The organism is Paenibacillus puldeungensis, assembly GCF_042678945.1.
Taxonomy (GTDB): domain Bacteria; phylum Bacillota; class Bacilli; order Paenibacillales; family Paenibacillaceae; genus Fontibacillus; species Fontibacillus puldeungensis.
The window spans coordinates 36,774-49,902 of sequence record NZ_JBHTLM010000023.1 but is presented as its reverse complement, the minus strand read 5'-3'; the positions used below and the strand labels follow the sequence as shown (position 1 = coordinate 49,902).

Annotated in this window: 13 protein-coding genes and 1 riboswitch; of the genes, 6 read left to right on the top strand and 7 right to left on the bottom strand. The window is 49.6% G+C overall.

Going from position 1 to position 13,129, the window contains the following annotated elements:
- Positions 1–16: 16 nt before the first annotated feature.
- From cobT to ACFQ3W_RS22290, 4 genes are all read left to right on the top strand, one after another.
- The gene (cobT, locus tag ACFQ3W_RS22305; protein WP_379321443.1) at positions 17–1,093 is read left to right on the top strand and encodes a nicotinate-nucleotide--dimethylbenzimidazole phosphoribosyltransferase; all 1,077 of its coding nucleotides are present in this window, start codon (positions 17–19) and stop codon (positions 1,091–1,093) included.
- A complete protein-coding gene (gene cobU, locus ACFQ3W_RS22300; RefSeq protein WP_379321442.1) occupies positions 1,090–1,683 on the top strand; it encodes a bifunctional adenosylcobinamide kinase/adenosylcobinamide-phosphate guanylyltransferase in 594 nt (197 codons plus the stop codon). The genes cobT and cobU overlap by 4 nt, the downstream gene beginning before the upstream one ends.
- Positions 1,680–2,495 carry an adenosylcobinamide-GDP ribazoletransferase gene (gene cobS, locus ACFQ3W_RS22295; RefSeq protein ID WP_379321441.1) on the top strand — a complete coding sequence of 272 codons (816 nt, stop codon included), beginning with the start codon at positions 1,680–1,682 and terminating at the stop codon, positions 2,493–2,495. The genes cobU and cobS overlap by 4 nt, the downstream gene beginning before the upstream one ends.
- Positions 2,496–2,544: 49 nt before the next feature.
- Positions 2,545–2,686: riboswitch (cyclic di-AMP (ydaO/yuaA leader) on the top strand.
- A 167-nt stretch (positions 2,687–2,853) separates the two neighbouring features.
- Positions 2,854–4,008, top strand: a complete 1,155-nt coding sequence (locus ACFQ3W_RS22290) for a KamA family radical SAM protein (protein WP_379321440.1) — start codon at positions 2,854–2,856, stop codon at positions 4,006–4,008.
- A 101-nt stretch (positions 4,009–4,109) separates the two neighbouring features.
- On the opposite strand, the gene ACFQ3W_RS22285 is transcribed toward ACFQ3W_RS22290, so the two are convergent.
- Both ACFQ3W_RS22285 and ACFQ3W_RS22280 read right to left on the bottom strand, forming a co-directional pair.
- Positions 4,110–5,798, bottom strand: coding sequence for a methyl-accepting chemotaxis protein (locus tag ACFQ3W_RS22285; protein WP_379321439.1), 1,689 nt, complete (start codon positions 5,796–5,798; stop codon positions 4,110–4,112).
- A gap of 266 nt (positions 5,799–6,064) precedes the next feature.
- Positions 6,065–7,150 (bottom strand): M24 family metallopeptidase, encoded by a 1,086-nt coding sequence (locus tag ACFQ3W_RS22280; protein ID WP_379321438.1) that lies wholly within the window; start codon positions 7,148–7,150, stop codon positions 6,065–6,067.
- A gap of 190 nt (positions 7,151–7,340) precedes the next feature.
- Here ACFQ3W_RS22280 and ACFQ3W_RS22275 point away from each other — a divergent pair, with 190 nt between their 5' ends.
- Both ACFQ3W_RS22275 and ACFQ3W_RS22270 read left to right on the top strand, forming a co-directional pair.
- Entirely contained in the window at positions 7,341–8,864 is a 1,524-nt protein-coding gene (locus tag ACFQ3W_RS22275; RefSeq protein ID WP_379321437.1) for an MDR family MFS transporter, read from the top strand.
- 9 nt (positions 8,865–8,873) lie between these two features.
- Entirely contained in the window at positions 8,874–9,458 is a 585-nt protein-coding gene (locus tag ACFQ3W_RS22270) for a PadR family transcriptional regulator (protein ID WP_379321436.1), read from the top strand.
- 78 nt (positions 9,459–9,536) lie between these two features.
- On the opposite strand, the gene ACFQ3W_RS22265 is transcribed toward ACFQ3W_RS22270, so the two are convergent.
- From ACFQ3W_RS22265 to queC, 5 genes are read right to left on the bottom strand one after another with little or no spacing between them, the layout of a single operon-like run.
- Complete coding sequence (locus ACFQ3W_RS22265) at positions 9,537–10,544, bottom strand: 2-hydroxyacid dehydrogenase (protein ID WP_379321435.1); 1,008 nt, start codon at positions 10,542–10,544, stop codon at positions 9,537–9,539.
- Positions 10,545–10,581: 37 nt separating this feature from the next.
- On the bottom strand, positions 10,582–11,079 hold the full coding sequence (gene queF, locus ACFQ3W_RS22260) for a preQ(1) synthase (RefSeq protein ID WP_379321434.1): 498 nt from the start codon (positions 11,077–11,079) through the stop codon (positions 10,582–10,584).
- Between the two features lie 31 nt (positions 11,080–11,110).
- Positions 11,111–11,851, bottom strand: a complete 741-nt coding sequence (gene queE / locus ACFQ3W_RS22255; RefSeq protein WP_379321433.1) for a 7-carboxy-7-deazaguanine synthase QueE — start codon at positions 11,849–11,851, stop codon at positions 11,111–11,113.
- A complete protein-coding gene (gene queD, locus ACFQ3W_RS22250; RefSeq protein ID WP_379321432.1) occupies positions 11,844–12,338 on the bottom strand; it encodes a 6-carboxytetrahydropterin synthase QueD in 495 nt (164 codons plus the stop codon). Before queD ends, queE begins: the two co-directional genes overlap by 8 nt.
- A complete protein-coding gene (gene queC / locus ACFQ3W_RS22245; protein WP_379321431.1) occupies positions 12,335–13,003 on the bottom strand; it encodes a 7-cyano-7-deazaguanine synthase QueC in 669 nt (222 codons plus the stop codon). The genes queD and queC overlap by 4 nt, the downstream gene beginning before the upstream one ends.
- Positions 13,004–13,129 lie beyond the last annotated feature (126 nt).

Here is a 13,129-nt window from a genome sequence, read left to right as displayed (position 1 = left end):
AAAGGAGCAATCATAAATGGAACAATCTATTGTAGAATTGGTCAGCAGTATTAAACCGCTGGATAAGGTGGCGATGGCTGCCGCAGAAGAACATTTGAATCGGTTAACCAAACCACCAGGAAGCCTAGGTAAGCTAGAAGCCCTTGCCGTCAAACTTGCGGGCATCACGGGAAAAGTGGCAAATGCATTCCCGCAGCGAACAGTTATGGTGATGGCGGCCGATCACGGGGTTTGTGAGGAAGGAGTCAGCGCTTTTCCAGCGGAGGTTACCCCGCAAATGGTACATAATTTTTTAGCAGGCGGTGCGGCGGTGAACGTTCTGGCACGTCAAGCCGGTGCGGAAGTCCTCTGTATCGATATTGGAGTAAATGCAGAAATGACACATCCGGCACTGATTCAGCGCAAAGTTCGGTATGGAACGGCCAATATGGCCAAAGGAGCTGCAATGAGCCGCGAGGAAGCGGAGGAAGCCATCTTGACCGGAGTGAGCCTTGTCGAAGAGGCAGTATCACGGGGAGTTAACCTCTTTGTAACCGGTGAAATGGGAATCGGGAATACGACAGCGAGCGCAGCTTTAATGAGCGCTTTTACCGGTATTTCTCCTCAGGAGAGCGTAGGACGAGGTACAGGACTGAACGATGAGCGGCTGCGCCATAAGGTGGATGTTGTTAAGCGGGCTCTGGAGAAAAACCGGCCAAATACGGCTGATCCGCTGGATGTTCTCGCCAAGGTGGGGGGGCTGGAAATCGCCGGTCTAACCGGAATTATTTTAGGGGCCGCGGCCAATCGTTGCCCAGTCGTTATCGATGGATTTATATCCACAGTAGCTGCGCTTGTGGCCCGGAATCTTGCACCTGAAGCAGCGGGTTACATGATCGCCTCGCATTTATCCCATGAGCAGGGGCACCGTTCGCTGCTGCAGGAGCTGGGACTTGCGCCGATGCTGCATTTAGATATGCGGCTAGGTGAAGGTACAGGCGGGGTACTGGCTCTTCATCTCGTTGATGCGGCTTGCCGGATTATGGCGGAGATGGCCACCTTTGAAAGTGCCGGAGTTTCTTCAGCAAGCGAGCCCAAAGAGGAGAACCGATGATCATTACGGTGACCGGTGGTGCCCGAAGCGGAAAAAGTACGTTTGCTGAACGCTGGTGCATGAAGCATGCTCCGGCCGCGGTATATGTGGCTACCGGACAAGCTTTCGATGAGGAGATGGAAAACCGCATATCTTTGCATCGGCAGCAGAGGGAGAGCAGCGGCTATCCGTGGACAACGGTCGAGGAGCCTTTGCATTTACCGGATCTGGTATCCAAACTGGGAAAGGATCAAGCTTCGGCATTACCGGATGGCCATCCCCATCTCCATCCCTATGTACTTGTAGACTGTCTGACCCTCTGGTTATCGAACGTGTTGCTTAGTGCCGAGTCCGAGGAGTTTTCTTCCTCTACCGAAGTCGTTAAACAGGAGATCGACCGTCTTGCCTCTGCTGTCGCTGCTTTTCCAGGTACCATTGTTCTGGTAACCAATGAGGTAGGAAGCGGGATCGTCCCGGAATATCCGTTAGGAAGGCTGTACCGTGATTTAGCAGGAATGCTGAACCAGACAATCGCCGACATTTCGGATCAGTTTTTTCTCGTTACTGCCGGAATTCCCATTGAATTAAAAAGCAGGGAGTATCGATTATGAGCCGGAAGGATCGTCCGATATTAGCTGCCTTTCAATTTTTGTCCAGGTTTCCGATCCGTGTGGAGCTCGATTTTACGCCCGATCTGCTGCGCAGAAGCGCAAAGTACTATCCGCTTGTGGGAGCGGTGATCGGATTACTGATCTGGGCTGCAGCCGCTATATTCTCTTTGGCGCTCCCTGCGCTCCCTGCTGCGGTCCTGACACTCGTAGTTTGGGTATGGATTACCGGCGGGCTTCATTTGGACGGCTGGATGGACACCGCCGACGGATTGCTCAGCTATAGATCCCGGGATAAAATGCTGGAAATTATGAAGGATAGCCGAGTCGGTGCGATGGGAGTAATGGCTTGCGTATTGCTGCTACTTCTCAAAATGTCGCTTATTGTCTCCTTGCTGGAAAAAGGCCCCTTTTACACCGGGCTGGCCTTCATGACGGCACCAGTATGGAGCCGATGGTTCATGACTTGGGCGATGCGGACATGGCCTAAGGCCCGGCAGGGTGAAGGCCTAGCTAGTCATTTTCAGGGTTTTGAAACCCGTGCTGCTGTCCATTCTGGCGTGCTCGCATTCCTGCTATCGGCATCAGGTATGCTGCTGGCAGAAATCTCTTTGGTGGGGAGAGGGACTGAGCTACCCTGGCTGCAGCTGCTCTTCTATTTTTTGCTCCACCCTATACTTGCTTGGGGGATGGGGACCTGGGCAGCCCGCCGCATAAACGCAAAACTTGGCGGATTAACCGGCGATACCTATGGGGCATTGAACGAAGGACTGGAGGTCTTATTGCTCCTTTTCGCAGTGATTTTGTTTCGGTGATACGCGACCTTAACAACAAACTTTGACAACGCCTCCAAATTTGAGTTAACATAATAATACGCTTAGTTTTCGATGAGTAAAGTCGAAAAGCGGGGGAACCAATCATTGGGGCGAATCGTTTACATCAGAACGTAGGGATCCATCTTTCCCGAGCCCGTCAGCTAACCTCGTTTGCAGTGGATGGGTCATAATTCCTCATATTTTCAGTCATCCATCATTGACCCTTTTTATAGGGTCTTTTTGTTTTTTTATAAGACCTCTCACCGCGAAATTAAGGCGGAGTGCTATATCATTCACTGCGATTGGTTTCTCGCTTCTCTTCATTACGAATCGTCACATTCAAAGGAGGAGATCGAGCATGGCACAGCCCAAGTTTATTACCGACATTGAAAAGGTGAAACAGTTATTCGAACATGAGCGTGAAGAACTACGTCCCATCACCGACAAATTCGTATTTCGAGCAAACGACTATTATCTGAAACTCATTGACTGGAATGATCCTGAGGATCCGATCCGCAAGCTGGTTATCCCAAACACGGGAGAACTCAAGGAGTATGGGCGCTGGGATGCCTCCGACGAAGCCGCCAATTATGTTGTTCCTGGCTGCCAGCACAAATATCGGACAACTGCTTTGTTAATCGTGTCCGAGGTATGTGGTTCATACTGTCGATACTGTTTCCGAAAACGGCTGTTCCGCAATGATGTGAAGGAAGCGATGTCCGACGTGACTCCAGGCATTGAGTATATTGCTAACCACCCCGAAATTAACAATGTACTTCTGACTGGCGGCGACAGTCTCATTCTTGCCACAAAGAAGCTTCGTACCATACTGGAGAAACTACGGTCCATCGAGCATGTTAAAATCATACGCCTCGGCTCCAAAATTCCGGTGTTCAATCCAATGCGCATTTACGAAGATCCCGAGCTGCTCGAGCTAATCAAGGAATTCTCGAGCGTGGAGAAGCGGATTTATGTCATGGCTCATATTAACCATCCCCGCGAAATTACGCCGGAGGCCGTACGTGGTTTTCAAGCGCTGCATGATGCCGGAGCGATCGTCGTTAATCAAACACCAATTCTTAAAGGCATTAACGATGATTCTGCCGTTCTAGGAGATCTGCTAGACCGCTTATCTTGGGCAGGCGTGACACCGTATTATTTTTTCATCAACCGCCCAGTGGCCGGAAACTCTGATTTTGTTATCCCGCTTAAACGGGCATACAGCCTTGTGGAGGAAGCCAAAGCACGAACTTCAGGGCTTGGGAAACGCGTTCGTCTATCCATGAGTCATGCCTCGGGCAAAATAGAGATATTGGCGATTGAAAACGGTCAAGCCTATTTGAAGTATCACCAATCCCGCGATAACGAATACGGCAAGTTTATGGTGCTAGAATGCCCGGACGATGCCGCATGGTTTGATGATCTGCCGGGGAGCGGGGCGTACTGGAGGAAACCGGAGAGTAAGAAGGATAGCTGCCAGACTGCGCTTGAACTATCAGATATTGGCGTGTAGGGCTCAAACGCAAATATATAATGTATCAAAAAAGACGTACTCCCTTGACCGGCTTCGGTGCATGGAGTACGTCTTCTACTGGTAATCAGCAATTGTGCCAGCTACACTTGAAACTTCCCAATGGACTCTCTTAGGGACAAAGCTTGCTCATGCAGCGAGCGAACTGTTTTGGCGTGTGATTCCATTTCGCTGAGCTGTTGCTCGGAATATTTCGAAATTTGTTCCATGTTCTCAAGCGATTTGGCTGTAATGTTTGCCGATTCCTCTACAGAGGCGGTGACTTCCTCCGTACCGGCGGACACCTCTTGCGTAGAGGCGGATACAGATTGGATCGTCAAATTGATATTGTCAATGAGCCGGGTTAATTGTTCGAAGGCAAGCCCAGCTTTCTTTACCCGGTCGGTACCGGACACAATTTCTTGACTGGCGCGGTGCATAGCGTTGACAGAGTTTTCCGATTCCTCGCGAATGCTCAGCAAATATTCCCCGATTTCTTCCATGGCGAGGCGCGATTGCTCAGCCAGCTTCCGCACTTCCTCGGCCACGACGGCAAATCCCTTGCCGTTTTCACCGGCTCGAGCCGCTTCGATCGCAGCGTTTAAGGCAAGAATATTAATCTGCTTCGTGATTTCAGTAATCGTTCCGACCACACTCGCAATGGATTCAGAGCGTTCGTTCAAAACACGGATGTGCGTCAGGGTTTGATCTGCAGCATCTTCAACCTGCTGCATTTGCAGCACTGCGGTTTGTGCAAGGTCATTGCCATCTCCAGCTTCCTTGGCGGCTTGACCGATCCGTTCGGTAACCTCTGCAGAAGAGGTTGCAATGTGCTGAACTCCTTCAGAAATTTCCTCCATGGCTCGTGCATTCTCCGCCGCAGCCGAGGCAATCATTATGCTCCCTGATTCAATTTCACGCGTGGCTGCATTAGAGCGGGTGATCAAGTCCTCGAAGGTAGTAACTGATTTCGCCAGGTGATCCGAGCCGCTCACAACGGTTTGAGATGTTTCCATGACTTTAGAGAACATCTCTTTAAGCTGATTCGACATCGTACGGAAGCCACTGGCTAATTGTGCGACTTCATCATGACCGACAACCTCAATGTTTTGGCGAAAATCGCCACTAGCCATTTTTTCGGTAACTGCTACCAGCTTCTTGATTGACTTGGTGACGCGGCTGCTGTTTATGTATGCGACGATAAGACCGACGACAATGACAAATACCGTAATTGCGCTACAAATCCAAAAGATTTCGCTCCGCTTCTCTTCAATAAAAGTAGCATCAAGACCTACAGCCAGCAGCAATTCACTGCCGGGGATTGCGATATAAGCCGTTTTATGTGACCCATACTTGTCAGAATAAAGATCACTGATTTGCACTCCGCCTTTGGAAGTGTTCTTCATCGCCTCGATAGTCTGGAGCTTGTCCCCCGCCTTCATACCAGAATTCTCATTTGTTGCTAGGACAGTAGCGGAATCTGCCTGTAAATGAAGCAGGTAGGCGGTGTTTAATTTAAAGTCTTTGGTGCTCTTCGTTAAATAGGTCTCTACGGTAAAACGTGAATTTTCCTGTCCCTTCAAAAGCTGTAGGGATTGGGTGGTGTCCAGCTGTTTGTATATGTCCTGAGTACTGGTCAACAGGACCTTATCAAACTGCGGAAGCACATTTTGATTGATGATTCCCATGGCGATGTAATTAAAGCTTACACTGAATAATAAAGATGATACCACGATGACCGCCGCATAGGTTGCCATAAATTTGCGGCTGATGGAGCGACTGATTTTGAACATGGAAATCCTCCCCCAATCTCCCTTTAGAATAGTGATTTATGTCTATTACTTCATATGAAAACCATGGATTCTGTTTTTTAACCAATGGTTCATAAGTAACATTCTATAGGAAAAAATCCCCGTTGAAAACAACAAAGAAGTACTTTTTTTTGGCTTTCTTTACATATTCACTCCACTTTTCTTTAAATCAGGGGGGATAGGGCCAAAAAAAATCGGCCTTCAAGCCCTAAAAATAGGACTTAAAGGCCGATATATAACATATTATGTCATATATTCATGAGCTGCTTAGGATACGTAGTAAGTACTTCTACGCCGGAAGAGGTGACGAGCACATCGTCCTCGATACGTACACCGCCGACCCCAGGAACGTAAATGCCGGGTTCAACTGTAAATACATTGCCCTCGGCCAACAGATATTCATTCTGCCCATGGACGGAAGGAAACTCGTGAACATCGATACCGAGACCATGCCCTAATCGGTGTATGAAATAAGGACCATATCCGGCTGCTTCAATTACATCACGAGCAGCTTTGTCGATGGAAGCGAAGGTAACGCCTGGACGTATCGCGGCGATTGCTGCTTTATTGGCAGCAAGCACGGTGTTGTAAATTCGGGTCAACTCTTCCGACAATTCACCAACGGCAAACGTGCGGGTAATATCGGAGGCATAGCCATCTTTGTAAACCCCGATATCGAACATTAACAGATCGCCGCGGCGGATTTGTCTTGACCCGGGTACGCCATGCGGCAAAGCAGTTTTTTCACCGGACAAGACCATGGAATCAAAGGAAGGGCCATCCGCGCCAAGCTTACGAATTTGAAATTCAACTTCGGCAACAAGTTCGTTTTCGGTGACGCCTTCTTTGACTTTGTGCAAGGTTTCGGTAAGCACCTGTTCAATGAGCTTCACCGCGAGCTTCATTTTGTCAATTTCAGCCTCGCTCTTACGTAAGCGAAGCTCGCGGAGCCACGGACCTACGTCCATGTATCTGGAGAAGGACAACGTTTCTTGTAGACGTTCAAAGCGGGCGACCGTCACTTGCTCTTTCTCTAAACCTATTGTCCCTAGCGGGCCTTTAAGCTGGCTTTTAAGCAGTTGATAAGGGTCATCCGTGTCCTGATGGGTGATGATTTTTTGGATGCTTGACGCGGCTCGAGCCGCTTCTTCGTCAAGCGCTGGCACAATCAGAAACGGTTCATTTCCGGATTGGAAAACGACACCGAGAAATCGCTCATGGGGGTTGCTTAGAAAACCGGTCAGGTAATATACATGCTTAGGATCGGTGATTAATACGGTGTTAATGCCGGTTTCACGCATTTTGCGTTCCAGTTCATTCCACTTGTGATTCATTTGAAAAAACTTCCTTTCATGAATTTCTCATTTCATTATAAAGGATTGCTGCAAGAAGAGACAGTTTACTTCCAAGTATTGGGTTCAATATACCACAAATTTTTTTACTTACGGTGGTTTACTTTTCCATATGATTTAACTACAATAAAATAGCTTCATATTCAAATTTGAATAAGGTAAAGGAGAACATATGTCAACGCTACAAAAAAAAGATAATACGAAAGTAATATTGATCGGCCTGATGCTGGCGATTTTAATGTCGGCCATGGACAACACGATCGTGACGACCGCAATGGGAACCATTGTTTCGGATCTTGGAGGAATGGAGCAATTTGTTTGGGTTACCTCAGCCTATATGGTTGCCGTTATGGCGGGAACACCGATATTCGGCAAGCTGTCGGATATGTATGGGCGGAAAAGATTTTTCATCTTCGGGATCATCATGTTCATGCTGGGATCTGCGCTTTGCGGTATTGCTAATAGCATTGTTCAGCTCAGCATCTACCGTGCGATTCAAGGTATTGGCGGGGGAGCTTTGATGCCGATTGCCTTTACAATCATTTACGATATTTTCCCATTGGAACAGCGCGGGAAAATGACGGGTTTACTCGGAGCCGTCTTCGGTACATCCAGCATTTTTGGGCCGCTTCTCGGGGCGTTTATCACCGATTCGCTCAGCTGGCATTGGGTATTTTACATCAACATCCCGATCGGAATCGTCTCGTTGCTGTTGATTATTTCCAACTACCGGGAATCACTTTCGCATATGAAACAACAAATCGATTGGGCCGGCGCTTTTACCTTGGTTGGTGCAGTCGTCTGCCTGATGTTTGCCCTTGAACTTGGCGGTGAGAAATATGCTTGGGACTCCAGCGCCATTTTGGGATTGTTCGCCGGTTTTGCCGTACTGTTCATCGCTTTCTTGATCGTGGAGCTAAGGGCAAAAGAGCCGGTCATCTCGTTTGGGATGTTTAGAAATCGGCTGTACTCTACAAGCAGCATCCTGGCATTGTTTTACGGCAGCACGTTTATTGTAGCCACCGTGTACATTCCTATATTTGTTCAAGGTGTTTTTGGCGGTTCGGCGACCAATTCCGGAGTCATTCTGATGCCGATGATGATTGGTTCCGTAGTCAGCAGTATGCTGGGTGGGATGTTAAGCTCCAAGCTGTCGTATCGGACGATCATGGTGGTCTCGATCATTAGCTTTCTCGGGGGAATTTTTGCCCTGAGTACGTTAACAACCGATACCCCTCGCTACTTGCTTACGCTCTACAGCATTCTCACTGGCTTCGGAGTTGGATTCTCATTCTCCGTACTGAGTATGGCGGCTGTACATCACTTCGACATGCATCAGCGCGGTGCGGCAACGTCGACAAACTCCTTCTTGCGAAGTCTTGGCATGACGCTGGGGATTACGATCTTCGGTATTATTCAACGGAATCTTATGAACGACAGTTTGGCTGCTTCCTTTAAAGGGATGGGGCAGGCAGGGCATTCGTTTGGCGATACAAGGGAAGCGTTGAGTCCGGAAAAGCGGGTACTCATCCCTCCGCAAATTCTTGATAAAATTACCGATGCGTTGTCTTCCTCCATCGCGCATACCTTTATGTGGGCTTTAGTTCCGCTTGTTGGCGCGGTACTGGTCGTTTTTCTTATGCCGAATGACCGGATCGTCCGCAAAGCCGGCAATCCGATGAAGCAACAAGGGTGATCAGGCCGTATGAAGGCTTTATCCATTCGTTTGTGTATTTTGGGATTACTACTGGAGGAAGATTTGCATCCCTATGAGATTATGGTCCGAATGCGTGAGCGTTTCCTGGACCATGAGGATAAGTTCAAAATTGGCTCACTGTATTATGCGGTGGATCAACTGGCGAAGCATTCCTTTATTGAAGCGGTTGAAACGATCCATAGCGCTTCAAAACCCGATAAAACGGTCTATCGGATTACGGACAGCGGCAAGGAACAATTTCATAGGCTGCTTTTGGATCGTTTCAAGGAAGATGCACCGGTGTATAATCCGCTGCATATTGCACTAGTTTTTGCCTCCCGAGGGGATCAGGAGAAAATCGCCGAGATTTTGCGGGAGCGAATACGGGAGGTCGAGTTCAAGGTCGATTTCTCCCGTAGAGTGTATAAGGAGCATCAGGGGCTTGTTCCGCGCAGCGTGCTGCATTTGATGGCTGGCCAATACGAACACGCGAAGACCGAATTGAAGTGGCTGAAGCGATTGCTGGCCGATACGGAGGCGGGGAAGCTTGGCGACACCGATCCTACTTCGTTGATGGACCAAGATGAAATCTAACCGTTTAGGCTAAAAAGAAAGCGCGAGTACAGGAGCTTTATGCTCTTGAAACTCGCGCTGTTTTTTTGTATCAGGTCGTTATACACTCAATTCTTTCAGAAGATTGGGAGGAGTGTGTCCGCTAAGAGCGGTAACCAGGTTTTCCGCCGCCATCATGGCCATTTGATAGCGAGTTTCATGGGTTGCTGAGCCAATGTGCGGAAGAGTGACGACATTAGGCAGCCTAAGCAGCGCATGACCGGGGGCAATGGGTTCGCGCTCGTACACATCAAGCCCTGCGCCGTATATGCGTTTGTTCTGCAATGCAGATAGCAAGGCTTCTTCGTCTACAGTAGCTCCTCTGGAGGCGTTAATGAACACAGCCGTAGACTTCATCAGCGATAGCTCCCGTTCGCCGATTAGCCTTACTGTTTCCGGCGTGAGCGGGGTCATGAGAACGACAAAGTCGGATTCCTTAAGTAATTGCTGTAAAGAGCAGTACACAGCGTCCAGATCGGCTTCTGCCCGGCGTTTGCGGCTGCGATTGTGGTAGAGAATGTCCATCTCAAAGCCCCGTCTGGCGCGGCGGGCGACGGCTTCGCCGATTTCTCCCATGCCGATGATGCCAAGCGTCTTATGGTGCACATCAAGCCCGAATAGGCTTTCAACGTCACCGCGCTTCCAACTTCCATCCTTCACATAACGATCCAGCTCACTGACGCGGCGGGCAACGTCCAGAATCAGCGCAAAAATCAGATCTGCCACGGTATCGTTCAGTACGGAGGGAGTATTGGTGCCCAGAATTTTGCGCTCCCGCATAGCGTCCAAATCAAAGTTGTCGTAGCCGACACTCATCGTGCTTACAACCTGCAAATGGGGAGCATGGTCGAGCAGTTCGCTGTTGATTTTGCCTCCGGAAGTAAGCAACCCGTTTACGTCACGTAAGCTTTCGAGCAAATGGGAGCGAGGGATCGGTTCGGGCCGGTCCCATTTGCTGTAATGACAGTGCTTCCCGATATAGGCTTCCACTTCAGGCGGAACCGGTCTCGCTATAAACACCTTCGGCTTCATGATACGAACCTCTCCCTTCGGATTCGTTCCTCTCATTCTACCTGTATTTTACCAGAAAATATGACCTTTCGGACTATCGGTTATCGACTTTCTCCGGGTACATATCATGGTTGAGCAGGCGATGCTCAGCCATCGCTTCATATTTGGTCTCAGGGCGTCCGTAGTTGCAATATGGATCGATAGAGATGCCGCCCCGTGGGGTGAATTTGCCCCAAACCTCAATGTATTTCGGATCCATCAGCTTGATCAGGTCGTTCATAATGATGTTGACGCAATCCTCGTGGAAATCACCGTGATTGCGGAAGCTGAACAGATACAGCTTCAGCGATTTGCTTTCAACCATTTTGACGTCGGGAATGTAACTAATATAAATGGTGGCGAAATCGGGCTGGCCCGTGATCGGGCAAAGGCTTGTAAATTCGGGACAGTTGAACTTCACGAAATAATCCCGGTAAGGATGCTTATTATCAAAGCTTTCAAGCACTTCGGGTGCATAATCAAAAGGATATTTTACGCCTTGGTTGCCCAGCAGCGTGACATCCTGCATTTCTTCGCGTTTTCTTCCGGCCATGGCGGGCCCTCCTTATTAGAAGTTTATTAGTTTATACTCCGCGTTTATTGCCCCATACAAGGGCATGCAGCTGCGGCAGCACGCGTACATTGTTCAAATCCGGTGATGCGACAACGTCCTCGATCAGCGCCTCATAACGGTGCAGCAGATCGGTGGCATGCTGGCTGATGTCCATCCGCTTCACGTCAGGATTGCCCACCTGGAGATACATGGCTACATCAGGGTACCTGATGTGGACCCGTTTGGCGTAATCAAGGTCATCGCCGTCGAAGACGACAACCTTCAGGCTGACGGAAAGCGGGTGAGGACGGCTCGATAATTTGGCGACGATATCGTCCAACATTCCCCAGTCGGTATCCATGCCGGAGCTGGGCGGTTTGGGAGAGAGCGTTACCTGATCGATCACGGCGAGCCAGTCCTGCCAACGCGAGCCCTGAGTTTCGACGGCTACGGTTATGCCTTCGGCGTGCAGCAGCTCCACAAGGGCTGCCAGCTGCGGTAGCAGGGCCGGGTTCCCCCCGGAGATCGTCACGTGGGAGAAGCGGCTGTCGCCGATGCGGCTAAGCTCGTCCCTGATCTCCTCTGGGCTCATATGGCGAATCGCCTCCTTGGCGCTGCCGTCCCAAGTGAAAGCGGAATCGCACCATGAGCAGCGATAGTCGCAGCCGGCGGTACGGACGAACATCGTCTTTTGCCCGATGACCATGCCTTCACCCTGGACGGTTGGCCCGAAGATTTCCAGAACCGGAATCTTCAGTTCACGGCTACTCATCGATCATCCACTCCCGTCTGGCTTCCGCATAGCTGGTCGGCGTCTCGTAAAGGCGGACGAATTCCGTTCGACCCTCCAGCACAGAAGTGCAATAAGGCTCCGTTTGAAGTGCCGTTTCCATCCGCTCAAACAGCCATACGACCATATTTTCAGCCGTTGTATTCATTGGGGGAAGTGTTTCGTTGATATATCGATGGTCCAGATAGACTTCGATTTCCTTTTTCCAAATTTCCTTGATCGTACCGAAATCAACGGTCATGCCGATCTCGTCCGGCAGGCCGCTGATGCCAAACACGACTTTGTACGTATGACCGTGCAGGTTTTTGCATTTTCCTTCGTATGCATGCAAATGGTGGGCGGCATCAAAGGTGAATTCTTTGCTGACGAGCACCCGGCGGCGGTGATATCTTAACTGGTCCTTCGCAATGTCTTTCCCTAGCTTCTGCAGCGATTCGACGATCCGAAATTCGCCTGGTGTCATATTCATTGAGCTCCGAACCCCTCTCTAGAATGAAGGTAGGTTTCAAGACCCGCTCTTCTCAGCTTGCAGGCCGGGCATTCGCCACAGCCATCTCCGATGATGCCGTTGTAGCACGTAAGCGTACGCTCACGAACAAAATCGAAGGCGCCAAGCTCATCGGCCAGCTTCCAGGTTGCGGCTTTATCGATCCACATGAGTGGAGTATGGATGACAAATTCGTAGTCCATCGCGAGGTTCAGCGTTACATTCAGCGATTTAATAAATACGTCCCGGCAATCGGGATAACCGCTAAAATCGGTTTCGCATACGCCGGTTACGATGTGTTTAGCGGAGATGCCCTTGGCCATGACCGCCGCAAAGCTTAAGAAAAGGTGATTACGTCCATCTACAAACGTGTTGGGCAGCTCGCCGTCTTTCTGTTCAATCGTCATATCGGAGCGGGTTAGCGCATTTTGGGTTAACTGTCCAAGCAGGCTCATATCGAGAACGGTATGCTTAACGCCCAGCTCTTTGGCGATTTCCTTGGCGCATTCAATCTCCAGCTTGTGGCGCTGTCCGTAGTTGAAGGTCACAGCCTCAACCTCGCCAAATTGCTGAAGGGCCCAGAACAGGCAGGTTGTACTGTCTTGACCGCCGCTGAATACGACAATCGCTTTTTCATTTTTTAACATAAAAAAACCCTCCGTCTTCTTGAAATTGTAGTTGGAGGCCTTTAGCCTTCCATCTCGTAGAAGAAAGAGAGTTCTTGAACCGGTCATAAAAAAACAAAGCCCAGTCGCCAGCGAGTGTTCCAGTAG

Bases quoted from the DNA above. Each gene is read 5' to 3' on its own strand.
- cobU (WP_379321442.1), top strand. From the start codon at position 1,090: ATGATCATTACGGTGACCGGTGGTGCCCGAAGCGGAAAAAGTACGTTT.
- ACFQ3W_RS22275 (WP_379321437.1), top strand. From the start codon at position 7,341: ATGTCAACGCTACAAAAAAAAGATAATACGAAAGTAATATTGATCGGC.
- queE (WP_379321433.1), bottom strand. From the start codon at position 11,851: ATGAGTAGCCGTGAACTGAAGATTCCGGTTCTGGAAATCTTCGGGCCA.
- ACFQ3W_RS22270 (WP_379321436.1), top strand. From the start codon at position 8,874: ATGAAGGCTTTATCCATTCGTTTGTGTATTTTGGGATTACTACTGGAG.
- queD (WP_379321432.1), bottom strand. From the start codon at position 12,338: ATGAATATGACACCAGGCGAATTTCGGATCGTCGAATCGCTGCAGAAG.
- queC (WP_379321431.1), bottom strand. From the start codon at position 13,003: ATGTTAAAAAATGAAAAAGCGATTGTCGTATTCAGCGGCGGTCAAGAC.
- ACFQ3W_RS22290 (WP_379321440.1), top strand. From the start codon at position 2,854: ATGGCACAGCCCAAGTTTATTACCGACATTGAAAAGGTGAAACAGTTA.
- ACFQ3W_RS22285 (WP_379321439.1), bottom strand. From the start codon at position 5,798: ATGTTCAAAATCAGTCGCTCCATCAGCCGCAAATTTATGGCAACCTAT.
- cobT (WP_379321443.1), top strand. From the start codon at position 17: ATGGAACAATCTATTGTAGAATTGGTCAGCAGTATTAAACCGCTGGAT.
- ACFQ3W_RS22265 (WP_379321435.1), bottom strand. From the start codon at position 10,544: ATGAGAGGAACGAATCCGAAGGGAGAGGTTCGTATCATGAAGCCGAAG.
- ACFQ3W_RS22280 (WP_379321438.1), bottom strand. From the start codon at position 7,150: ATGAATCACAAGTGGAATGAACTGGAACGCAAAATGCGTGAAACCGGC.
- queF (WP_379321434.1), bottom strand. From the start codon at position 11,079: ATGGCCGGAAGAAAACGCGAAGAAATGCAGGATGTCACGCTGCTGGGC.
- cobS (WP_379321441.1), top strand. From the start codon at position 1,680: ATGAGCCGGAAGGATCGTCCGATATTAGCTGCCTTTCAATTTTTGTCC.